Source organism: Halocatena salina (assembly GCF_023115355.1).
Lineage (GTDB): Archaea > Halobacteriota > Halobacteria > Halobacteriales > Haloarculaceae > Halocatena > Halocatena salina.
The window spans coordinates 2,252,019-2,272,680 of the sequence record NZ_CP096019.1 but is presented as its reverse complement, the minus strand read 5'-3'; the positions used below and the strand labels follow the sequence as shown (position 1 = coordinate 2,272,680).

Below are 20,662 nucleotides of genomic sequence, written 5' to 3'. Positions count from 1 at the left end.
TCCGTATTACTGTCGGCTCGTTTCGCCGCTCATTGCTTTTACCGGAAATTTTTTCTGATTGAACAGTGAATATATATTGCTAACATCTCAGCCACCCACAGATAGAGTAGAAGTACGCCAGTGGGCCATTTGTTGCGGCTATATTTGCCTTCAGCTCCGAGCATCTCTGATAGTGAAGATTTCAAGTCGAGACGCACATAGCGATCGACATGGATACACTCGTGGAGTCGGACCGAGTTGCCGCCCGTCTGGACAACCAGGAACGCCAGAGTGGGGCCAAGACGGTGAATGAGGAAAGCGCGCTCCGAATCGTGGACGTTCGGGACGCGTGGGAGTACGACGGCATCGGTCATCTGCCACACGCGGTAAACGTTCCATTCGATTCGTTCCGCTCGGAAGACGCGGGTGAAACCGGAATGCTCCCGGGCGCGGACGCGTTTTCGTCGCTCCTAAGCGAGGTTGGGATCGAAGCGACCGATCGGATCGTCGCGTACGACGACATGCACGGCGTGTTCGCCGCACGGTTTCTGGTCACGTGTGAGCTGTACGGCCATCCGCGCGATCGGTTGCATCTGTTGAACGGTGATTACAGCGCGTGGAGCCGCCAGCACCCGGTAAGCAACGACACCCCCGACACGACACCAACGGAGTATGAGGGGTCGTTCGTTGAGACGGGACCACTCGTGGGATTGGAAACCGTCGAGCAGGCGATGGATGATCCCGACGCGGTACTCATCGACACGCGAGAGCGATCGGAGTTCGAAGCGGGTCACATCCCCGGAGCGGTCCGGCTTGACTGGATGGATCTCGTCGACGAAACGGGGCGGGGAGTACAGCCCGAAACGGAGATCCGATCGACGCTTCGAACGCGAGACATCACCCCTGACCGATCCGTCGTGTTGTACTGCAACACCGCCCGGCGCATCAGCCACACGTACACGGTGCTCCGTCATCTGGGATACGAGCAGCTCGCGTTTTACGAAGGGAGTCTCACCGAATGGAAGCGAGAAGGTGGCCCGCTCGCTACTGGCTCGGAGTGATCACTGCTCTTCGGTGTTCGTTCGTGGTTCGTCGTCCATCGTCCTGCGGGTGTCTGCGAGCAACACCGTGAGCGAGAAACACGTGATGGCACCGAGCACGGTGATTTCGGTGGACAACGAGGGAGCGACGAGGATCCCGTAGCCGAGCGCGTACAATCCGAACGTGAGTGCATCGGTCGTCTCTCCACAGCCGGCGGCAGTCAGTCCGATGAGGAGTAACCCCGAAACGACATAACCATCTAAAAACTGATCTCGGGGAAAATCGGCGATCATCTCCGGCTGCCAAAGGAGGATGGCACACGCGCCGAGAGCGAACACCACCAACCCTCCATGGATCGCGCGACGCTGCTGGCACCACGTTCCCGGATCGTACTGATCGAGGAGTTCGTTGCCAGTGTGTCGCAGACGGCGGAGCCACTGTCGGTGAGGAGCCATACCGACGCTTTTCGAGCCATCACAAAGCCAGTGTCGTCTTGTGCTGTTGCTGCTACTCTCGTAGATTTTCGTAGAATTGGCTGTCAGCCACGCCGATTCGGTGTGGTCCTGATACTCAGTCGTCGGCCGGAGTTGCCGATGAAGCACCGGCGTCGGACGCGGTGACGGTCGAACCGCTGGCGGTGACGGCTTCCGCGAGCAGCTCGGAGAGGCCGACGATCTCGATCTCTTCCTCGAAGCCCCCGGTTTTCCGGCCGTCCTCGTACATCGTCATACACATCGGGCAGGCGACGACGAACTTCTCGACGGCACTGCCGGCGTCGGTGTCTTCGAGTGCTTCCCGCAGGCGTTCCTCGCTGGGTTTCGTTTCTTCTTCGAGATCCATCCAGAGACCGCCACCGCCACCACCACAACAAAAGGAGTTAGCGCGGTTGCGAGGCATCTCGTGCAGTTCACAGCCCGTTTCGCGCACGAGCGAGCGCGGTGCCTCGTACTCGTCGTTGAACCGGCCGAGGTGACACGGATCGTGATAGGTGACCGTGTAATCGAGTTCAGTGCCGATCAGTCCGAGTGCGGGCACGAGTTCCTGAACGACCTGAGTGTAGTGAGACACCTCGACCTCGTTGTCCTCGTTCCAGCCGAACTCCGGATACTCGTTTTTGAACGTGTTGTAGCTGTGGGGATCGGTACAGACGAGGTGGTCGAACTCACAGTCTTCGAACAGCGCCACGTTGTCCTCGACCAACATCTCATACAACCCTTCTTCACCGACACGTCGGATGTCGTTACCGTCGTTTTGCTCATCGTCGTACAGGATCCCGTAGCTCACGTCGGCGTGGTGGAACAGCGTTGCGAGCGATTTCGCGATCTGCTGGTTGCGCTCGTCGTAACTGGGGTAATCGCCGACGTACCAGAGATAGTCGACGGCTTGCTCGCGGGCGTCGGGTACCTCGAAATCTAGATCGTCGACCCAGTCGGGGCGTTTGCGCTCAGGATCGCCGAAGGTGTTTCCGTTCTGGAACACGTTCATCATCGCTTCCTGGACGGTCTCTTTCATCTGGCCGGACTCAGTCAGCCGCCGGTTCATCTCCGTGAACTGGGTCACGTGCTCGATGTCGACCGGACAAGCGTCCATGCAGGCCATACACGCCATACACGAGTCCATCGTCTCGCTGTCGATGACGCTCGTTCCACCGTCGGCGATGATCGGCATCTCTTCGGTTCGGCCCGCGTCACGATCCATCCGGTACTGTTTCAGATCGAGGATGACGTTACGCGGATCGAGCGGACGTCCTGACGCCTTTGCCGGACAGACCGACGAACAGCGCCCACACTTCGTACAGGCGTCGTGATCGAGCAGCTGTTTCCACGAGAAATCGTCGATGTCGCTCGCACCGATTTCGTCGGGCGAGGCGTCGTCTGGGACCCGCGGTAGCCTGACGCCCGCCTTCTCATCGCGCGTGACGACGTTTGCGAAACTGGAAATCATGTGGAACGGTTTGCCGAGCGGGATCGAGGCAATGAACACGAACGCGAGTATCGCGTGGGACCACCACGCCACCGGATACACCGAACGAGCCATCGCTTCGGTCATGCCAGCAAGCTCGAACACGTCTGCGACGAACCAGCCGACGAAGCTCACCGTCTCGAACGCTGGAAAGCCCGTCCCGAGGATGCGGATCCCTTCGACGAGGTAGCCGCCCACGCCCAGCAAAAACAGCATCCAAACCAGATAGGCGTCTTCAAAACCCGTGTGACGATCCCAGAGTCGTTCGTTGCGCGTGATGTATCGCCGGTAGAGCGCGACGGCAAGCCCAACGACGAACAACAGCCCCATCGCGTCCATCACCAAGGAGTACGACAGGTAAAACGCGCCCTCGAAAAACGACTGTTTGGTTCCGAACGCCGCCGTTATCTTCTGATAGATGTCCATGTCGATCGCCAAAATCGTCGTTCCGATGAACAGTGTCAGAAAACCCCAGAAGATGAAGGCGTGCATGAGTCCGCCGACGAAATCCCGGTTGAACTGCTGTTCGTTCGATCCGACGATCTTCGCCGCGCGAACGATTCGCGTGCCTAACTCATCAAGTCGTGCGAACGGATCTTCACTCCCGTGGGCGTACCGCGCGAACCGACGGTACGCGAGCGCCCCGAACACGAGGAGGGCGACGGCCGCGAGGTAGTAAAACACCGCCTCGCCGATCGGCCCGATGAGCCAAAACGTCTCCCGTGTCAGGGTATCCGCCTGCAGCAGGTGTATCATGGATTATGAGCGTAGAAGCAGAAGGTTAAGTCTTATCAACAGTGCATGCGGAGTATAGAGTTGTTTCTGGCGGTTTGGGAACAGTCACCTGCCACTTACTGGGTGGTGTAAACCACGAACCGTTCGATGATCTTTCGCTCGGCTTTTCGGAGATGTTCCGACGCCGTCGCGGTCGAACAGCCCATCTCTCGTGCGATCTCTTCGAGTGATCCCTGACGAGGAAGCTCGTAGTAGCCCGTTTCGAACGCTGTCACGAGCGCTTCGTACTGACGATCGGTCACATCCGGCTCGAACACGCCGTCGTGTCGGTCGTACTCGCCGATTCGGTCGACATCGACGTGAACGCCGTCGGGAACCACATCGAGCACGCTACTGAGCGCCGCAGGCTCTCCGAGAACGGTGAGCTTCGCCGTCCCGTCCCCGAGAAAATCGATCGGTGGCACGACGATGACGCCATCGCTCGTGAACGCATCGAACAGCTGTTCGTCGGTCTCGCTCGGCTCCTGTTTGACGTACGCGTAGAACTCCTCGTTGTCGGTGCCCGTCGCCGCGCGCGCGATCGGAGTCAGCTCATACTCGCGGATCTGTGGCGTCCGATCGAGAGCGCTGGCGTAGGTATCCATCCCACCTTCGACGTAGAACAAGAACGTATCCATCTCGTTTGTCCGATTGCCATGGAGCAACTGGTCTTTCACCATCGCGTCGTCCTCCGTGATGCACTGGTGGACTGGATGGATCATCGACTCCGAGAACCGGAGCGTACACCGGACGTACTTCATCGTGTGGTCGTTTGATCGAAATGCAGATAAATGGATTCGGAATTCGGCAGAAGCCGCTACCACGAGATCGACCAAAGCGCAAGGATCACACGCCACGGACGAACTCGGCACCTACATCCGAAGCGACGGCACCGACCGCCGCGCGTGATTCAAAAATTCGTGATCGCTCGTGTTCGAACCTGCAAGTGCTAGAAGAGATGAGTGAAGCCGACCGGAGGGCGGATGGGCAGCGGTAGCGGTACGGTGGCGATACGGGACGTGATCTACGATCCTGCGAGCGGTGGGCTCTGCTTACCCGAACGGAGAAAGGGGGGTGGACCAAAAAGGTGGGCATCGATCCAATTGAGTGTGCTGGGAACAGATTCAAATAGTCGTGTGCTCTGTGAATACGCCTAATGAACGAAAAAACCGCCGAACTCCGGGACATCTTCATCGATGTGACCGACGACGACACGATAACCGAAAAGCAAGAAGAGACCCGAGGATCGCTCACCGAAGACGAGCGGGAGATTCGAACGAAGCTGCGAGACGCGATCGAACGAATGAACGATCAACTGGCGTTCGAGACCGACCTCTCCACCGATACCTACGAAACGATCGTCCGTGGATTCTACGACGGGGCAGGGGATACCGCACTCGCTGATCGCGTCGACCGCGACCGCGAGACTGTAGTTCAGGCGCGCCATGATCTTCATCTCGTCCGTGACCGAGAAAGCGACGTGGCGTTCGACACGGACGCATTTCGGCGGTTGCGTACTGAGGACCACACCGACGAAGAGATCGCTGACCGCCTCGACGTGCCGGAATCCACTGTCGTGACCTACCGCCGTGTCGCTGAAATAGAAGACAAACGCCGCCGCGTCAACAGCCGGTACACCGACGAATTCGAGGAACTACTCACCGACGCCGACCTCCGTGAACACACAGAAGACGTGGCCGAAACAGGACTCGACGAGGCGACTGAAGGGATGGAAACCGACGTTTCGATGTAGCTCTGTTGTGGCTGCTGTGTGGCTAGTAATATTACGTGAAAACAACTATTGTGGTGGGGTTTTGAGCGTGTGGTATGAAGAAAAAGGGATTCGTTTCATGGCATAATTATGAGAATCATAGGGCCATGAATTTTCTCGGAGCGATGGCGTTCGTGGGTGGGATCGTCTCCGTGGCGTGGGGACTCAGGGACACCCGGACCGACTGGGTCGTCGGGGGGCTGTTGCTCTTTTGTGGTGGTTGTATGGGCATTCCTCGGCTGCGGCGGTGGACCACGAGAGGCCAGCTGTCGAACGTTTCCATCTGGGATAGAATCATCGGCCGCACTCTCTTCATGGTACTATCAGGAATCGGGGCACTGATAGCAGCCTGATACACGTCCTCGTCCGAACGTTCAAATACGGAACGATAGCCACTACGCCGTATGTACGCGTTCACCGATGTTGCACTGGCGGCGTACTGTCCCCGAAAGCTGTACTACCGCTGGCGCGAGGAGACGTACGAGCCACCCGAACACTCTGGTTTCGAACTCGCCTTCCAGTATCCATTGCTGCTCGATCCGGAAACCGCGTTGGACGCCGAACCGATCGCGGTCACGCCGGTAACGTATCGCCGGAACCTGAACTGTTCGCAGGCACGCCTGAGAGCGTTTGAGGCGCTGTGTGAGCCGACAGAACGGGAGGTGTTTCTCACTGGGCGTCGGGTGCGAGGCATCGCCCACAAAGTGCTTGAAACGCCGCTTGCGCCGTCGATCGTTTCCGTGGGCGAACCGCCCGACAGGGGCGTGTGGGAGCCCCACGCGGTACGTGCCGTCGCGGCGGCGAAAGCGCTCGCGTGGGAACGAGAAGAGAGCGTGCAACGGGCGTTCGTAGAGTACGCGACCCACGGCGTGATTCGAGAGATCGAGCTGACACCGCGCCGCGTGGGACAGTATCGCCGTGCGCTGCGGACGGCCGCGAGCATCGACGGACCGCCGCCTCGAACGCGAAACACCGACAAATGCGGATCGTGTGAGTACCGCTCTACGTGTGGGGTCAGAACCAGATCGTTACGATCGCTACTCGGTGGTCGATAGCCACGCTTCGATTTCCTCGGCGAGCGCTCCTCGACGGTGGATCGTTCCTGCTGTGACGTCGACCACAGTACTCTCGGTGCCCGGGGTGGCCCCATCGTCCAACACGAGATCGACGGCGTCTCGAACGTCCGCATCGATCGCCTCGATGCGACGTGCGCTCCCCGCTCCGCTGCGGTTCGCGCTCGTGGCCGTCAGGGGTGCGACTCGGTCGAGCAATGCGAGTGCAGTGGGATGGTCCGGAATCCGGATACCGACTCGATCGTTGCCAGCGGTCAACACGTCAGGAACCACAGCTCTACGTTCGACCACGACAGTGACCGGTCCGGGGAGGAACTCCGCCATGAACGCGCGTTCCCGTTCGCTTGGTCGAGCGTAGTCATCGACGGCGTCGAGATTCGGAACTGCAAGCGAGATGGGTCGATCGCGTGATCGACCTTTCAGCTCGAAAACCTGTTCGACGGCGGCGGGCGTGAGCGCGTCGGCAGCGAGGCCGTAGACGGTTTCAGTCGGATAGATGACGCACGCCGCTTTGCGATCACGGAGAACCCGGGCAGCCTGATCCACAGTCATAGCGCTTTGATCGCCGCCTCGATTTCATCGTAGTCGGGAAACGATGGCCACTCCGATCCGACCCACGCGTACTGGATGATGCCAGACTCGTCGATGAGAAAGGCTGCTGGACGTGGTTCCTCGATACCGGCCATGCCATCGAGATCGTGGGATATCCCGTACCGTTCGGCCACCTCGTTCGATGGGTCAGAAAACAATCTCGCGTCGATGTCCCGAGATTCGATGAGCTGTTTGTGTGCGTACGGCGTCGAGATCGAGAGTCCAACCGTCTGAACCCGGTCGTGGTCGTCGATGTTGCGCTCTCGAAGCTCGTTCCAGAGATACGTTGCTGGGAACGCGCCGTTCATCGGATGAAACAACAACAGCACGGGGCCCGCCTCATACACCGTCGAAAGCGACACGTCTTCCCAGAACTCCTCGTTCACGAGCGGCCGGGTGAAATCCGGTGCCTGTTCGCCGTCAGTGGGATGATCGGCCGGACCGAGATCGACGACATCGAACTCTACCATGCCTACTGCCCTCCGCGTTCACCGTACGTCCGTTCGAGATACTCGACGATGTTTGCGCTTTCGGCCATCGTAACGCCCGTGTTTCGGTCGATGATGGCTGGAACGGTGCGAACGCCAGTCACGCGTTTGACGGCGTTGCGCGCTGAATGCATCGGTTCGATGTAGCGGGAACGGTAATCGACATCCAGTTCAGTGAGCGTTCGGACGACACGCTCACAAAACGGACATGCTTGCAACCGATAGATCGTGATCGGCAGTTCCGATTCGCTCATACCCCTAAATTCGGACGACACGGACTAAACGCTTGGCTTCCATGACAACGCTTAATTTTCCAGACCGTGAAGGGTTGTCGGGAATGGGCCATATTCCAGCAGCCGTGCATGTCTCTACCGTGCCGCCAGACGCCGATATCGTCGAAGCACAGCTAACCCTCCTCGGCGAGTTCACGCTTGGAGCCGACCTCATCGCCGTGCTCGGTGCCGTGAGCATTCTCGGGCTTCTCGGACTATCCGCATTCTTCTCCTCCTCCGAGATCGCCATGTTCTCGCTCGCTTCCCACCGGATCGAAGCGCTTGCCCAAGAGCAAGCCGCAGGACGAACGTTACAGCAGCTCAAAACGGACCCCCACCGGCTCCTCGTAACGATTCTCGTCGGGAACAACCTCGTAAACATCGCGATGTCCTCGCTTGCGACGGGATTGCTCGCTCAACACGTTTCCCAGAGCGTCGCCGTCACCGGCGCAACGATCGGAATCACTGCGCTCGTGCTCCTGTTCGGTGAAAGCGCCCCAAAATCGTACGCCATCGAAAATACCGAATCATGGGCCTTACGCGTGTCGAGACCGCTGAAGCTCGCAGAATACCTGTTGTGGCCGCTCGTCATCACGTTCGATTTCCTTACTCGACTGGTAAACAGAGTAACGGGGGGGCGCGCTGCCATCGAAACCTCGTATGTCACCCGACAAGAAATCGTCGACATCATCGAAACCGGCGAGCGCGAAGGGGTGCTCGACGAAGAGGAACGGGACATCCTCCAGCGAACGCTTCGGTTTAACGACACCATCGCAAAGGAAGTGATGACGCCGCGCCTCGATATGACCGCACTGTCGAAAGACGCCAGCGTCGAAGAGGGGATCGAACGGTGTATCCAAAGCGGTCACGCTCGGCTCCCCGTGTACGACGGTGGGCTCGACAACATCATTGGTGTCGTTCACATCCGTGATCTCGTCCGTGATCGCAACTACGGGGCGTCGGACGAACTCGAACTAGACGATCTCATCCAGCCCGTGTTGCACGTTCCAGAATCGAAAAACGTCGACGAGCTTCTGGGCGAGATGCGCGAAAATCGAATGCACATGGTCGTCGTCATCGACGAGTTCGGCACCACGGAGGGACTCATCACCATGGAGGACGCGGTCGAAGAGATCGTGGGTGAGATCCTCGAAGGCGAAGAAGACCAACCGGTCGAGTTCATCGATGACGACACGGCACTCGTCCGGGGGGAGGTAAACATCGAGGTGGTGAACGAGGCACTCGACATCGATCTTCCCGAAGGCGAGGAGTTCGAAACGATCGCCGGGTTCGTTTTTAACCGAGCGGGCCGGCTCGTCGAACCGGGAGAATCGATCGAATACGACGGGATCACGATCCATGTCGAACAGGTTGACAACACACGCATCATGAAAGCACGGATCGTCCGTGATCCAGAGCGCGACAGAACGACAGAATCAGACCTACACCAAGCAGAATAGTATAAATATTCTATATTTATATTATTTTGACTCGTGTTCGATGGTGTTGTAGTGTCAAGACGGCACCGGCGCGAGGAGACTGATAAGTACCGAGCATTTGGTTGGCAGTCACGCGATCGATCGGTGTTGCTCTCGAAATATTGATTCGTCATGAGCCGGTAGCGCCTTTAATGAGTTCGCGGGCTACGGAGGATGGATCGGTTCACGTCGTGGGCACAGCCCACGTTTCTGAACAAAGCGTCGAGGAAGTCGAGGAAGTGATCGAAGAGGAACGCCCGGATGTCGTCGCCGTCGAGTTGGACGAGGGGCGGTACCGACAGATGAAAGGCGAACAGCCCGACGATCTCGAAGCGGGCGATCTGCTTCACGGGAACACGGTGTTTCAGTTTCTGGCCTACTGGCTGCTGTCGTACGTTCAGTCTCGACTCGGTGACGAGTTCGACATCGATCCCGGTGCGGAGATGATGGCCGCCGTCGAAACGGCAGAAGAGTTCGGACTCGGTGTCGCGCTCGTCGACCGCGACATTCAGGTCACGATTCAACGGTTTTGGGCGCGGCTGTCGGTGCGCGAGAAACTACGGCTCATCAGTGAACTGGGGTATGGTTTGGCGGGTGGACCGGTGTTCGGTCTGTACATCGGCCTTTCGCTCGGGCTGTTCGGTGCCATCATCGCTGAGGCGTTCGGCGGTCCGTTCGTGCTCGCGCCGCTCGGAACGGGACCGCTCGTGAGCGTGTTCGATACCCTCTTCGTTGCGCTTGCTGTGGGATCGATGATCGGACTAGTACTCACCCTCCTGTTCGGGATGGGCGAGGACCCATCCGACACCGAGGAGATCGAGGAGTTCGATCTAGAAGAGCTAACGGACAGGGACGTCGTGACTGCCATGATGGAGGAGTTTCGTCGGTTTTCGCCGGGCGGTGCCGAGGCACTCATCGACGAACGCGATGCGTACATCGCCCACAAACTGGTTGCGCTCCAGGCGTCGGGCAAAGAGGTAGTCGCAGTCGTGGGTGCTGGCCACCGTGCCGGGATCGAGGGGTATCTCGACGCACCGGAAACCCTTCCCCCCATGGAATCGCTCGTCGGTGAACAACAGGGATCACGCTTTTCGTGGTATAAGCTCGTCGGCTATCTCTTCACGCTCGTGTTTCTGGCCTTTTTCGTGCTGATAGCGATGGCAGGAGTCCGAAGCGAGTTCTTTCTCAAACTCGTCGGCGCGTGGTTTCTGTTCAACGGACTGTTAACGTTCACCCTCTCGCGACTGGGTGGTGCTCACTGGTCGAGTGCGACCGTCGGCGGCGCACTGGCGTGGTTGACTTCCCTCAACCCGATGCTTGCGCCCGGCTGGTTCGCGGGCTACGTCGAACTGCGTTACACGTCGGTGAACGTCTCCGACATTTCGACGCTGAACGAAATTCTCGATGATGAGGAAAGCCCGCTCATGGATCTCTTTGCCCGGATGCGCCGAGTGCCACTGTTCAAGCTCATCCTCGTGGTTGCCCTGACGAACGTCGGCAGCATCATCGGAACCTGGCTGTTCGTGATGGCAGTCCCCTACATCGTCGGAGATGTGTCGGTCGTACAACTGATGTTGGAGGGAGCCCAACGAAGTTTCGAGATACTCATGAACGGGCTACGGGGTGTGCTGTAATGTATCGACAACAGAGGGGCGGAGAGATACGGTTTAGCGGGCGTGAGCTTCGCGATCTCGGCGCTGCGTGGCTTGCGCTCGGTATCGCATTCACGTTCTTTTTCCGACGAGATGTAGCGTTCGGATTGCTTGGGGCGACCGGTCAGTTCCCGCTCGACACCGCGGTCGTGACGCTTGTGATAAGCATGGGCACTGTCGGCGTCGGCTTTTTGCTCCACGAACTTGCTCACAAGATCGTCGCCATCCGGTTCGGCCGCGTTGCGGAGTTCCGCGCGGATTATACGATGCTCGCGCTCGCAATCGGGTTGGGGCTTGCGGGCTTTCTGTTTGCCGCCCCCGGTGCGGTCTACCACGCGGGCCGGGAGGTCACGCCTCGACAGAACGGATTGATCGCCGTTGCTGGACCGATCACCAACCTCCTGTTAGCAGCCGTCTTCTTCCCACTCGTCGTGGTCGCCCCAGATGGGGTGTTGTTACAAGCCGGACAGCTCGGCGTCTCAGTCAACTTGATCCTTGCAGCGTTCAACATGCTGCCGTTCGGACCGCTTGACGGTCGCACGGTGATCGGATGGAGCATCCTCGTGTTCGCCCTCGTATTTACCGTTTCCGCTGTGCTCGCCGTCTGGGCGGTACTGTTCGTGGGCTTTGGGCTGTGATCCTTAACGAACGTGAATTCACTTGATCGTGGCGAACTCCGATTGCTCGTTGAGCGCGAGGTTCGTCGCAATTTCCGCGTTTCTGACCGCATACTGGGCGGTCTGCTGGAGGCTTACCAACACTTCTCGTACCCGGAGCAGATCGCGGTTTGGCATCTCGTCGATGTCGTTCAAGATCTCCTGTTCGCGGTCTTTGATCTCGGTAAACAGACGTCGCACGTCGAGCGCCATCTCGTAGTCACGGGTGACCGCACACGTTACTCCCTTTTCGGTGATCTCGTTCACCTGATCCGTGAACTCACGGATACGACGCATCGTCGTGTCGTCGACGCCGAGCGTATGGTCGTCAGCGTCGAGCGCGATCTCTGCGATATCTTCGGCGTTGTCCGCCGTCAGTTCGAGGTTCTTTGCGATCGAGCGATGCCCGATGAGCGCAAATCCATCGTCGAGTTCCAGTGCACGCGTCAGATTTGGATTCTGGTGGGCAGTGAAGATGAGACGGAGTAAGAGAACGAAGATCTTGTTCGCTTGTCGCTCGCGGTTCAACGCGCGCTGTGCGAGGTCGGGATTACCGTGAGCGAGCGCTCGGATCGCTTCGTTTCGCATCGTGCGCCCCGTCGATTCCAACCGTTCGAGGAGGTCAGCAAGGGTGAAATCCTCCGGATCGACCGAACATCGAATCGTGATGCGTTCGGGCGTCTCTTCGATGACACCCAGTCCCATGAGCTGCGTCTCGGCGTTGTACACGGCGTTGATCGTCGTGCTTTCTAACGTCTCATCGCTGTCGGATTCGACTTGAATGATCCGTCGTCCGAGCACGTACTGCGCGAGGATCGCACGCTCGACGGCGTCCGCTTCGAGGCTGTCGGCGTGAATGATCGCCTCCGATTCTTCCTGTTGGACGGACTCGGGCATCACAGCCAACATCCCTTTGCCACCCATCCGAAGGGAGACCTCATCGCCCTTATTCACGTTGTACTCCTTGGCCCACTCGGCGGGTAGCGTCATCGCCAACGTGGAGGGGCCGAGACGTTGGACCTTCCGTGTTTCCATACGGCGATTCGTCTCTCCACACCCTTAAGGATGTCTCAATGTCAGTGAATGCCTCATGAAGTGTATACTGACTCTCGGAAATCCTCTTCGGATATTACTGATACTAATTCACACGATTTCTAGCAATCGGTGTTCGAACCGTCCGACACGGACCTTCTGCCAGCCGCGTAGCTCCTCGTCGAGGTCGGGATCATCGGTGTCCACTCGGAGCACGCCGAGATCGTCGAGTTTGGCGTTCGAAGCGACGACGACGACCTCCGAGTGACGGATCACCGCTGGGGAGAGCTGCTGGTTGCCGCGCCCGAACACGAACCCTTGTCCGCCGATCGGCGAGACAACGACAACGTTGTGCTCACCCAACGCATCGAGGATGTCGGTTTCGCTGCCATCGCACACGAGCAGTTCGCCAGAAGACTCACCGGCTCGCCACACGTCGATGCCGAGTGGCGATCCATCGATTCCAAGCTGGCGTTCGATCGCCCTGACGGTGCTGCCCGGTCCGAACACGTACGTGGTTCCGGGATCAACGTCGGCCGTGAATCCGGCAGCCAGACTGTCGACGCTGCCGCCACCGAGCTGTTTGCTCGGTTGGATCTCCTCGCCCACTGGAACCGAGACGACCGCTTTGAGTTCGGGGTGGACCTCACCGGATCGGTAGCGCTCCTCGTCGATGTCGTTCACTTCGCGTCGTTCGGTCCGGTCGTAGGTGGCGGCGATCCGACCGGCTGCTCGTGGCGTAACCGCAAACACCGAGGAGTAGATTTTCACGCCCGCTGGCACTCCAAGCATGGGCGTGTCACACCCGACAGCCGAGATCGTTTCGGCCACGTCGACGGCGGTGCCGTCACCACCGACGAACAACACGAGATCGACGCCACGGTCGAGAAACGCCGTGACTGCCCGCCGCGTGTCGTCGGCGGTCGTGTCGACCGGTGGGTGATCGACGATGGTCGGCGAAACGTCATCGAGTGCTGCTCGAACCGCCGACGCACCCATCTCACCGCCGACGGTCGTAATGTGATGATCCGGCGCGTGTGATCCAAGCGATTCGAGGGCAGCTCGTGCCCGCTCGGGGGCGCGAGGTTCGGCTCCCCGCGACCGAGCTTGTTCGACCTTGCCGTCGGTCCCCTTCAGCCCGACCCGGCCGCCCATCCCCGCGATCGGATTCACCACCACACCGATATGTCTCACAGCATCATGTACGTCGTGGTAGATGAAAAACGCCTCGAACTCGCCGTATCGGCAGCCATCCAGCGTGTAAACCCGTCGTTTTATTGTTTCTGGGTTCATCCACGGAGATGAATATGAACCTCGTATTACAGTCCACGGCGTATCCCGGACTCGTCAACGGTGCTGGCTATCTGTTGTTTTTCGGGGGACTCATCCTCATCGGCGCGTGGCTTTCATTGCTCACGCGGTCACAACCCGTTCAGTGAGCCATCGGGCGGCCTCGTCTACAGCGCTTTCGTCCTGTCCCCGGATCTTGACTCGGACGTACTCGCCGGGGTAGCTTCCGACTGTCACATCGAACTGGTCTCTGAGCGCTTCGAGTCGGTCGAGCAGCGCGCTTTCCGGTTCGTCGGCGGTCACTGTCGTAACGTGTGTCCGTGGCCCGGAGAAGTCCGCTTCGATCCGTTCAAACATCGCTTTCATCTCCTCGGGAACGCCCGGCAGGACGTACACCGAGTCGAGGATACAGCCCGGTGCAACGCCGACCTCGTTGTGTAACGGCTGTGCACCGGCTGGAAGCTTCGTGGTTCCCGCCGTGAGATCGTTTCGGGCATACCCGCCGTGGGTTTCGAGCCACGACAGCGCATCGTCGTTCGGTTCGAGCGACCGACCGAACGCAGCGGCGACGCCAGCCATCGTGCGGTCGTCGTGGGTCGGTCCCAGCCCGCCCGTGGTGAGGACCACATCGTACTCGGCGTGGTGTTCGTTGACGACGCGGGCGATATCGGCAACACGGTCTGGAACGGTCGTGATCCGCTGGATGTCGACACCCCGAGCCACGAGTTGCTCGGCCAACCATGTGGCATTGGTGTCGATCGTCTCTCCCGCGAGGAGCTCGTCCCCGACTGTGACGATGGCGGCCTGCATACCGAGCGATAGGCGTGGCTCCGTCAAAAACCTAGATGACACGCTCCGTGTGATCGCACACCGTTTCTGACCGATATTACCCTGTGAAACGATAAATGGCAGTGTGCCAGTACCGGGACGCCGGTTATCGGAGCTTCTGTGGATATTTACCTCGCGATTCCATATCTGCGTGTAATGACACCACTTGAGATCAGCCTCCGAGTGGCTGCTGGGATTTTTCTGATCGCAATCAACGCGTATTTCGTTGCGATCGAGTTTGCACTGACACGAGTTCGGCAGTATCCCGAATCCGAGTTCGATACGCCGGGACTCAGACGGGCATGGGAGATGACCAGCGATCTCGAACTGTATTTGACGACGTGCCAGATCTGGATCTCTGGGACGAGTATCGCGTTAGGAATCGTCGCCGAGCCGGGGTTAGCAGCGCTTTTCGAACCGCTCTTCGAGAATACGGTACTTGCGTCTGTCGGCGCTGGTTCGATCCTCGGCTTTTTCCTCATCAATATGCTCCACCTCACACACGGCGAGCAGACGCCGACGTATCTCGGCGTCGAACGCTCGAAGCAAGTCGCCCGGTACGGCGCAACCCCGCTATACTGGTTCGCGTGGTCGATCTCTCCGTTGATCCGGTTTGGGGATTGGGTGGCGAAGGCGACGCTCAAGCTGTTCGGCATCGAGATGACTGGAGCCTGGCTCGAAGCCGAAGAAGACGTGCTTGAGTCGCGCGCACAGCTCCGTAACCGTCTCGGCTCGCTCCTCGATGAGGGTAATCTTCCCGAGGAACGCCGCGAGGAGGTGCTTAATGCGCTTGATGCCGATGAACTTCCCATTAGTGAGATCATGGTTCCAGCTGCGGATATCGTTTCACTTTCAACGAACATGTCTGCCGATGAAAATCTCGAAACGATCCAGAACACCACCCATACCCGCTTTCCCCTCATCGGCGATGAGTTGACCGACTTTCAGGGCATCGTCTATGCCCCGTCGATACTGAACAACTTCGAGGATCTCCAGCAGGGCGATATGACGTTTGCAGACATCGCAGCCCCGCCGATGACGCTCGCTGCGGAGACGAACGCCAGTGACGCGTTTGATCAGTTCCAAGCCGAAGACCAAGAGATCGCCCTCGTCCTCCGTGATGGACGGGTCGTCGGACTTCTCACCGCAACGGATACGCTCGAAGCAGTGATGGGACAACTCGAAGATCCGCTCGACTGAGATGAACCCACTGAACACGCCGTAATACACGGAAGTGAACGGTTCATCGGGGGAACTGAACTGCTCTTCGAACCATTCCCGGAAACGGATCCATCGCGCCGTTGTACTTCGCCGTGTCCGTCACAACACCGTGAACCGAGCCGATCGAGCTGGTGATTCACCACTCGTGATTGCCCTGTCGACCACCGTGCTCACATCTTCCGCAGCATCGGAATTCCGGTGATCTCGAAGGCGGTTTCGAACACCTCGACGGTGGCCGCCACGAGCACGAGCCGCCGGTCGCGTGCCTGTGAGGCATCGAGCACACGGTTCTCGTGGTATAGCTTGTTGAACGTCCGCGCCAGATCCAACAGATACTGTGCCAGCGGTGCGGGATCGTATCGTTCTTCACAGCGTTCCAAGACGAGGGGATAGCGCGCCAACTCGACGGCGAGCTGGTGGTCGAACTCGTTGAACGGCTGGTCGGCGACTGCGCTCGGAGCAGGGATCTCGTCGGCTTCGAGCAGGATGTTCAGCCCGCGCGTCGCCGCGTACTGGACGTACGGACCGGTGTCCCCCTCGAGTGACGTCGCCTGTTCGGTGTCGAAGGTAGTGTTTTTGGTTCGCCGTTTGGCGATGTTCTCGAACCGAACAGTACCCAGCGCAACGCCGGCAGCGATTTCACTCGCTGTCTCGTCCGCCAGCGTGGGATCGTTCTCCTCGACCACCGAACGCGCGTTCTCACGCACTTGATCGAGCACGTCTTCGGCAGTGATGAGCCGTCCCGCACGGGTGGACATGCTCCCCTCGGGAAGGTCGATCAGGCCGTAATCGACGTGTGTGAACCGAACGTCGGTGTAGCCGAGCTTTCTGGCCGCGGCGAACAGCTGCTGGAAATACTCGCGTTGCTCGCTACCGACCACGTACAACAGTTCGTCGTATCCCTGCTCGATGCGGTACGCGATCGTAGCGAGATCCCGGGTGCCGTACGTCGTCGTGCCGTCGCGTTTGGTGATCACGAACGTCTCGTAGTCGTCACTGTCCGCGGGATCGGCGGCGACACGAACGTCGGCCTGTGTGGGGTCCTCGACATCCGCGAGGTCGTCGTCGTAGATCGGAATAACGTACGCACCGTCTTCGGTCTCGACTGCGATCCCGTCGTCGATTGCGGCCTCTCTGATCTGGCTCGTCCAACTTTCAGTCACATAGAAGCTCTCGCCGTGCCACGTGTCGAAATCGACGTCGAGCCGGTCGTAGGTGGCGTCAAACCGGTTCCGGCTCGCTTCGGAAAACCGCTCCCACAGCGCACGCAGCTCCGCGTCACCCGATTCGAGCGCCGCGAAATACTCCCGGCCCGTATCGCGCAGTTGCTCTACGTCGTCCTCCCGGCCTGCTTCTTCGAGCTTGGCCTCCTGACGGCCGTACCGCTGGTACAGTTCCAGCAGATAGTCGATCGGTTTCTCTTCGAACCGATCGGTGTCGTCGGCTTGTTCGAACTCATACAGGAGGTGACCGAACTGCACTCCCCAGTCGCCGATGTGGTTGTCCCGGACGATATCGTACCCCCGCGCCGCGAGTACGTTCCCGAGCACGTCGCCAAGCACCGTGTTCCGGAGGTGTCCGATGTGCATCGGCTTAGCGATGTTCGGTGAAGAAAACTCGAACAGAGCCGACTCGACAGTGTCCTCGACGACGCCGTAGTCGGATCCTTCTTCGAGGATCTGTTCGAGCGTCCGCGTCGTGAACGCCTCGTCGATGTGGAAATTGATGTATCCACCGGCGGTCTCGATGGTATCGATCCCCTCGATAGGTCCACGGTCCCGGAACGCTTCGGCGAGATCCGACGCAATATCGGCTGGTGGTCGACCGAGTTCTGACGCCAGCTGGAACGCGACGGGCGTCGCCAGGAGTCCTTTCTCCTCGTCGGTGTACTCGTTGATCTCGACCGGATCGGTCGTCGCCACCTCTGCACACTCCCACTCTTCGAGTATCGCCGTCATATCCTCGATGATATGATCACGTAGAACCTGCAGCATACACGTAGTGGCGCTTTAGGTGGTAGTGGGTTTCAATCTATGGAAAGTGGCCCACACACCACCGTTTCGTCCGTTCTGATATCGCTGGAGAGTTCGACAGCATAAAGCAGCCGGTCTGGAAACGATCAGTATGGAGTATTACGAGGCCGCGAACTTCCTGTTCGACCTCAAGCGGTACCCATCACGCAAGGGAACGGAGGCGACACGCGCGCTGTTGGCCGCGATGGACGATCCCCACGAGGGACTCACGTGTGTGCAGATCGCGGGATCGAACGGGAAGGGGAGCACCGCACGGATGGTCGAGCGGGTGCTCCGGGAAGCCGGTCTGTCGGTCGGACTGTTCACCTCACCACATCTCACTGACGTGCGAGAGCGGGTCCGGGTGGACGGTCGCAAAATCAGAAAGCAGGCAGTCACGGCGTTCGTCGAGGAGATCCGCGAGTACGTCCTCGATGCGTCGAGTCAGGGATCGGCACCGACGTTTTTCGAGACACAGACGGCACTGGCGTTGTGGGAGTTCGCTCGTCAAGACGTTGACGTCGCCGTACTGGAAGTCGGTATCGGTGGCCAACACGATGCGACGAGCGTCGTCGATCCCGTGGCCAGTGCCGTGACGTCGGTGACGCTCGAACACACGGCACTGCTCGGTGACACGCGAGCGGAAATCGCCCGTGACAAGGCCCACGTCGCCGGGGAGCAACCGCTCGTAACCGGTGAGTCGGGAGCGGTACTGGAGGCGATTCGATCGGTCGCGGGCGATATCCACACCGTTGGATCGGGCAGCGACAACGACGTTCAAGCACGGTATGAGGGACGGGACGGACTGACCGGTGCCGTGACGCTCACCGGGACGGACTGGTCGATCGAGGCGGCGTTGCCCCAACTCGGCGCACACCAAGCAGTGAACGCCGGGATCGCCACAGCACTGTGTCGACAGGTGGCCGACGTCACCGAGCGGACTATCGTTCGCGGACTAGAAACAGCCTTCTGGCCGGGCCGGTTCGAGATCATGAGCCGAGAGCCACTCCTCGTGTTAGACGGGGCGCACAATCCCGGTGGGTGTGCGACGACGGCCGAGACCCTCGAATCGTTCGACTACGAGGAACTCCATCTCGTGTTCGGGGCTCTGAGCGACAAGAACCACACGAAGATGGCCAAGGCACTCCCGGAGGCGACGACGGTGTACGCCTGCGAGCCAGCGATCGACCGCGCGGAGGACGCCGACGCGCTCGCCCGGACGTTCGACGGCAACGTTCGTGTCGTCCGCTCGGTCAGATCGGCAGTCGAATCCGCAGTCGAAGCTGCCGACGCCGAGGACTGTGTGCTCGTGGCGGGATCGCTGTACACCGTGGCACAAGCCCGCCACCGGTGGGTAGGAACCCAAACGCCAAAACGTGTCTCTACCCTCGCGGACGCACGCGCTGCGCTCACCGACGCTGACGTTACACGGGCCGGCATCTGGCGGATGCGTGGCAAAGGCGTCCACCGGGTGGTCGAGCTGCGCGTGCAACCGCGACAGGCCCGGTTTCTCAAAGAAGAGCTGCTCAGCCTCGGTGGGGAGTGTGCGATTTCGGGGTGTTCCTCACACACGCACGAACCCCGGTATTTAGACGTGGTTGCGATGGGGACGCTCGCCCAGTTCAAGCGACTCATCGAAAAGCTCGACGGACAACCCCACGGACTGGCATCGGTCGGGAACGATCTCAAGCGAACGCTCGACATTGGGACCGAAACCGAGAAACGTGGGTATCCGTGGGAGGACCGAGTGGCGGTGATGGGAATCATCAACGTCACCCCCGACAGCTTCTACGACGGTGGAACGTACGACTCGGTCGAGGCTGCCGTCGCCCGAGCCGAAGAGCTGATCGAGGACGGAGCAGACATTCTCGATGTCGGTGGAGAAAGCACCCGACCCGGTGCGGATCCCGTCCCGACCGAGACCGAAATCGAACGCGTCGTGCCCGTTGTCGAACGGCTCGCCGATCACGACGCGCTGGTGTCGGTCGATACGCGCAAGGCAGCGGTGGCCCGAGCGGCACTCGAAGCCGGCGCGGACATCCTCAACGACGTTTCGGGGCTGTCCGATCCCGATATGCGCCACGTGGCAGCCGACTACGACGTGCCAACCGTCGTCATGCACAGCATCGAGGCACCGGTCGATCCCGAGACGGACGTGACGTACGACGACGTGGTTACGGACACCATCGACGAACTCAGCGAGCGCGTGTTGCTCGCCGAAAAAGCTGGGCTTGACCGCGAGCAGATCATCGTCGATCCTGGCATCGGGTTCGGTACGTCGGCAGCCGAAAGCTTCGAACTCCTCGGTCGTATCGGGGAGTTTCACGCGCTTGGCTGTCCCGTGCTCGTTGGCCACTCCCACAAATCGATGTACGAACACGTCGACCGCGCTGCCGGGGATCGACTCCACGCGACCGTCGCAGCGACCGCCATCGCAGCTGAACGCGGAGCCGACATCGTCCGCGTTCACGACGTTAAAGAGAACGTTGCCGCGGTTCGCACCCAGCGAGCGGCATCCGATCCGGACGCTTGAACGCCTTGA

20 protein-coding genes are annotated in these 20,662 nt (G+C 59.7%); 10 read left to right on the top strand and 10 right to left on the bottom strand.

Annotated elements, in window-relative coordinates; genetic code table 11:
- Nucleotides 1-203 precede the first annotated feature (203 nt).
- Nucleotides 204-1,040: a sulfurtransferase gene (locus MW046_RS11625; protein ID WP_438268190.1), complete on the top strand. Its 837-nt coding sequence runs from the start codon at nucleotides 204-206 to the stop codon at nucleotides 1,038-1,040.
- Here MW046_RS11625 and MW046_RS11620 read toward each other — a convergent pair whose 3' ends face one another.
- The 3 genes from MW046_RS11620 to MW046_RS11610 form a co-directional block, all read right to left on the bottom strand.
- Nucleotides 1,041-1,475 carry a hypothetical protein gene (locus MW046_RS11620; RefSeq protein ID WP_247993269.1) on the bottom strand — a complete coding sequence of 145 codons (435 nt, stop codon included), beginning with the start codon at nucleotides 1,473-1,475 and terminating at the stop codon, nucleotides 1,041-1,043.
- Between the two features lie 115 nt (nucleotides 1,476-1,590).
- A complete protein-coding gene (locus MW046_RS11615; protein WP_247993268.1) occupies nucleotides 1,591-3,738 on the bottom strand; it encodes a heterodisulfide reductase-related iron-sulfur binding cluster in 2,148 nt (715 codons plus the stop codon).
- Between the two features lie 95 nt (nucleotides 3,739-3,833).
- On the bottom strand, nucleotides 3,834-4,517 hold the full coding sequence (locus tag MW046_RS11610; protein WP_247993267.1) for a helix-turn-helix domain-containing protein: 684 nt from the start codon (nucleotides 4,515-4,517) through the stop codon (nucleotides 3,834-3,836).
- 395 nt (nucleotides 4,518-4,912) lie between these two features.
- Between MW046_RS11610 and MW046_RS11605 the strand changes: the two genes are divergently transcribed.
- The 3 genes from MW046_RS11605 (at nucleotide 4,913) to MW046_RS11595 (ending at nucleotide 6,582) form a co-directional block, all read left to right on the top strand.
- Nucleotides 4,913-5,509 (top strand): hypothetical protein, encoded by a 597-nt coding sequence (locus tag MW046_RS11605; RefSeq protein ID WP_247993266.1) that lies wholly within the window; start codon nucleotides 4,913-4,915, stop codon nucleotides 5,507-5,509.
- A gap of 125 nt (nucleotides 5,510-5,634) precedes the next feature.
- Nucleotides 5,635-5,880 carry a hypothetical protein gene (locus MW046_RS11600; RefSeq protein ID WP_247993265.1) on the top strand — a complete coding sequence of 82 codons (246 nt, stop codon included), beginning with the start codon at nucleotides 5,635-5,637 and terminating at the stop codon, nucleotides 5,878-5,880.
- A gap of 51 nt (nucleotides 5,881-5,931) precedes the next feature.
- Nucleotides 5,932-6,582: a CRISPR-associated protein Cas4 gene (locus tag MW046_RS11595; RefSeq protein WP_247993264.1), complete on the top strand. Its 651-nt coding sequence runs from the start codon at nucleotides 5,932-5,934 to the stop codon at nucleotides 6,580-6,582.
- Here MW046_RS11595 and MW046_RS11590 read toward each other — a convergent pair.
- Genes MW046_RS11590 through MW046_RS11580 form a run of 3 tightly spaced genes read right to left on the bottom strand, consistent with a single transcriptional unit; the run spans nucleotide 6,565 to nucleotide 7,933 of the window.
- On the bottom strand, nucleotides 6,565-7,152 hold the full coding sequence (locus MW046_RS11590; protein WP_247993263.1) for an L-threonylcarbamoyladenylate synthase: 588 nt from the start codon (nucleotides 7,150-7,152) through the stop codon (nucleotides 6,565-6,567). The genes MW046_RS11595 and MW046_RS11590 overlap by 18 nt on opposite strands.
- On the bottom strand, nucleotides 7,149-7,661 hold the full coding sequence (locus MW046_RS11585; RefSeq protein WP_247993262.1) for a redoxin domain-containing protein: 513 nt from the start codon (nucleotides 7,659-7,661) through the stop codon (nucleotides 7,149-7,151). Before MW046_RS11585 ends, MW046_RS11590 begins: the two co-directional genes overlap by 4 nt.
- Before the next feature lie 2 nt (nucleotides 7,662-7,663).
- A complete protein-coding gene (locus MW046_RS11580) occupies nucleotides 7,664-7,933 on the bottom strand; it encodes a glutathione S-transferase N-terminal domain-containing protein (protein ID WP_247993261.1) in 270 nt (89 codons plus the stop codon).
- Nucleotides 7,934-8,016: 83 nt separating this feature from the next.
- Between MW046_RS11580 and MW046_RS11575 the strand changes: the two genes are divergently transcribed.
- The 3 genes from MW046_RS11575 (at nucleotide 8,017) to MW046_RS11565 (ending at nucleotide 11,719) form a co-directional block, all read left to right on the top strand.
- Entirely contained in the window at nucleotides 8,017-9,411 is a 1,395-nt protein-coding gene (locus MW046_RS11575; RefSeq protein ID WP_438268189.1) for a hemolysin family protein, read from the top strand.
- A gap of 170 nt (nucleotides 9,412-9,581) precedes the next feature.
- Entirely contained in the window at nucleotides 9,582-11,063 is a 1,482-nt protein-coding gene (locus tag MW046_RS11570) for a TraB/GumN family protein (RefSeq protein WP_247993259.1), read from the top strand.
- Nucleotides 11,063-11,719, top strand: coding sequence for a zinc metalloprotease (locus MW046_RS11565; protein WP_247993258.1), 657 nt, complete (start codon nucleotides 11,063-11,065; stop codon nucleotides 11,717-11,719). The genes MW046_RS11570 and MW046_RS11565 overlap by 1 nt, the downstream gene beginning before the upstream one ends.
- Before the next feature lie 18 nt (nucleotides 11,720-11,737).
- Here the strand turns inward: MW046_RS11565 and MW046_RS11560 are convergent, their stop codons facing one another.
- Nucleotides 11,738-12,772, bottom strand: a complete 1,035-nt coding sequence (locus tag MW046_RS11560; protein ID WP_247993257.1) for a phosphate signaling complex PhoU family protein — start codon at nucleotides 12,770-12,772, stop codon at nucleotides 11,738-11,740.
- A 108-nt stretch (nucleotides 12,773-12,880) separates the two neighbouring features.
- Nucleotides 12,881-13,963 carry an ATP-NAD kinase family protein gene (locus tag MW046_RS11555; RefSeq protein WP_247994772.1) on the bottom strand — a complete coding sequence of 361 codons (1,083 nt, stop codon included), beginning with the start codon at nucleotides 13,961-13,963 and terminating at the stop codon, nucleotides 12,881-12,883.
- Nucleotides 13,964-14,076: 113 nt separating this feature from the next.
- Here MW046_RS11555 and MW046_RS19440 point away from each other — a divergent pair, with 113 nt between their 5' ends.
- A complete protein-coding gene (locus tag MW046_RS19440; protein WP_282190211.1) occupies nucleotides 14,077-14,208 on the top strand; it encodes a hypothetical protein in 132 nt (43 codons plus the stop codon).
- Here the strand turns inward: MW046_RS19440 and MW046_RS11550 are convergent.
- Nucleotides 14,183-14,869: a competence/damage-inducible protein A gene (locus MW046_RS11550; protein WP_247993256.1), complete on the bottom strand. Its 687-nt coding sequence runs from the start codon at nucleotides 14,867-14,869 to the stop codon at nucleotides 14,183-14,185. The genes MW046_RS19440 and MW046_RS11550 overlap by 26 nt on opposite strands.
- A gap of 174 nt (nucleotides 14,870-15,043) precedes the next feature.
- On the opposite strand from MW046_RS11550, the gene MW046_RS11545 reads away from it, so the two are divergent.
- Entirely contained in the window at nucleotides 15,044-16,087 is a 1,044-nt protein-coding gene (locus MW046_RS11545) for a CNNM domain-containing protein (RefSeq protein WP_247993255.1), read from the top strand.
- A 191-nt stretch (nucleotides 16,088-16,278) separates the two neighbouring features.
- On the opposite strand, the gene argS is transcribed toward MW046_RS11545, so the two are convergent.
- Complete coding sequence (argS, locus tag MW046_RS11540; protein WP_247993254.1) at nucleotides 16,279-18,102, bottom strand: arginine--tRNA ligase; 1,824 nt, start codon at nucleotides 18,100-18,102, stop codon at nucleotides 16,279-16,281.
- Between the two features lie 130 nt (nucleotides 18,103-18,232).
- On the opposite strand from argS, the gene folP reads away from it, so the two are divergent.
- On the top strand, nucleotides 18,233-20,653 hold the full coding sequence (gene folP, locus MW046_RS11535) for a dihydropteroate synthase (RefSeq protein WP_247993253.1): 2,421 nt from the start codon (nucleotides 18,233-18,235) through the stop codon (nucleotides 20,651-20,653).
- The last annotated feature ends 9 nt before the right edge of the window (nucleotides 20,654-20,662 follow it).

What these genes read in the sequence shown, in the direction of transcription:
- MW046_RS11620 (WP_247993269.1), bottom strand. Translation starts at nt 1,475, where the DNA reads ATGGCTCCTCACCGACAGTGGCTCCGCCGTCTGCGACACACTGGCAAC.
- MW046_RS11615 (WP_247993268.1), bottom strand. Translation starts at nt 3,738, where the DNA reads ATGATACACCTGCTGCAGGCGGATACCCTGACACGGGAGACGTTTTGG.
- MW046_RS11610 (WP_247993267.1), bottom strand. Translation starts at nt 4,517, where the DNA reads ATGAAGTACGTCCGGTGTACGCTCCGGTTCTCGGAGTCGATGATCCAT.
- MW046_RS11605 (WP_247993266.1), top strand. Translation starts at nt 4,913, where the DNA reads ATGAACGAAAAAACCGCCGAACTCCGGGACATCTTCATCGATGTGACC.
- MW046_RS11600 (WP_247993265.1), top strand. Translation starts at nt 5,635, where the DNA reads ATGAATTTTCTCGGAGCGATGGCGTTCGTGGGTGGGATCGTCTCCGTG.
- MW046_RS11595 (WP_247993264.1), top strand. Translation starts at nt 5,932, where the DNA reads ATGTACGCGTTCACCGATGTTGCACTGGCGGCGTACTGTCCCCGAAAG.
- MW046_RS11590 (WP_247993263.1), bottom strand. Translation starts at nt 7,152, where the DNA reads ATGACTGTGGATCAGGCTGCCCGGGTTCTCCGTGATCGCAAAGCGGCG.
- MW046_RS11585 (WP_247993262.1), bottom strand. Translation starts at nt 7,661, where the DNA reads ATGGTAGAGTTCGATGTCGTCGATCTCGGTCCGGCCGATCATCCCACT.
- MW046_RS11580 (WP_247993261.1), bottom strand. Translation starts at nt 7,933, where the DNA reads ATGAGCGAATCGGAACTGCCGATCACGATCTATCGGTTGCAAGCATGT.
- MW046_RS11575 (WP_438268189.1), top strand. Translation starts at nt 8,017, where the DNA reads ATGGGCCATATTCCAGCAGCCGTGCATGTCTCTACCGTGCCGCCAGAC.
- MW046_RS11570 (WP_247993259.1), top strand. Translation starts at nt 9,582, where the DNA reads ATGAGTTCGCGGGCTACGGAGGATGGATCGGTTCACGTCGTGGGCACA.
- MW046_RS11565 (WP_247993258.1), top strand. Translation starts at nt 11,063, where the DNA reads ATGTATCGACAACAGAGGGGCGGAGAGATACGGTTTAGCGGGCGTGAG.
- MW046_RS11560 (WP_247993257.1), bottom strand. Translation starts at nt 12,772, where the DNA reads ATGGAAACACGGAAGGTCCAACGTCTCGGCCCCTCCACGTTGGCGATG.
- MW046_RS19440 (WP_282190211.1), top strand. Translation starts at nt 14,077, where the DNA reads ATGAACCTCGTATTACAGTCCACGGCGTATCCCGGACTCGTCAACGGT.
- MW046_RS11550 (WP_247993256.1), bottom strand. Translation starts at nt 14,869, where the DNA reads ATGCAGGCCGCCATCGTCACAGTCGGGGACGAGCTCCTCGCGGGAGAG.
- MW046_RS11545 (WP_247993255.1), top strand. Translation starts at nt 15,044, where the DNA reads ATGACACCACTTGAGATCAGCCTCCGAGTGGCTGCTGGGATTTTTCTG.
- argS (WP_247993254.1), bottom strand. Translation starts at nt 18,102, where the DNA reads ATGCTGCAGGTTCTACGTGATCATATCATCGAGGATATGACGGCGATA.
- folP (WP_247993253.1), top strand. Translation starts at nt 18,233, where the DNA reads ATGGAGTATTACGAGGCCGCGAACTTCCTGTTCGACCTCAAGCGGTAC.